Here is a 501-nt window from a genome sequence, read left to right as displayed (position 1 = left end):
TGATGACTGCCTCGCAGTTGATCGGTGCTCTGACTGCTGCCGCAACGGGCGGGGACGCATCGGCAGCAGCGGCGGTGACGGCTAATAGTACGCAGTACAACAATCTTGACCACCCTTCGGCCCAGCGGTTGCTTGATGAGCTGCAAGGCTGTCGGGCTTCGCAAGGTTGCTCAGAGCAGAACATCCGCTCAATCATTGCTGACTACGAGAAGCTATCGAGCGAACGCTCAATGGCTATCAATGCTTGCACAAGCCGATCCTGCGTCGAGGACATTCAGAAAAGCGCGGTCACGCTCACAGAGCCTGTCTGGTTTGCTTACAGGCAATCCCGGGGCGATTGCTGTTCCGTCACAAGGCGTGGATGGTTGGGGCGCGCTATTCGTTTCTGATAAGCAGATGGCTTACGCCAAAAACGTGAAGGAAGGATGGCTGACACCGGAGGAAACGGCCGGGCTTGATCAGTGGGTCAAAGACACGAGCTGGCTCGATGCTCAGAAGGGG

Annotated in this window: 1 protein-coding gene; it reads left to right on the top strand. The window is 57.1% G+C overall.

Annotation, left to right across the window (positions count from 1 at the left end; translation table 11 throughout):
- Positions 1 to 389, top strand: a 389-nt coding sequence (locus tag AO388_RS29550; RefSeq protein ID WP_058416133.1) for a hypothetical protein, incomplete at its 5' end; no start/stop codon positions are given.
- Positions 390 to 501 lie beyond the last annotated feature (112 nt).

This window comes from Pseudomonas sp. ICMP 10191, assembly GCF_001467335.1.
Lineage (GTDB): Bacteria > Pseudomonadota > Gammaproteobacteria > Pseudomonadales > Pseudomonadaceae > Aquipseudomonas > Aquipseudomonas cerasi.
This window is presented reverse-complemented; position numbering and strand designations above follow the sequence as displayed.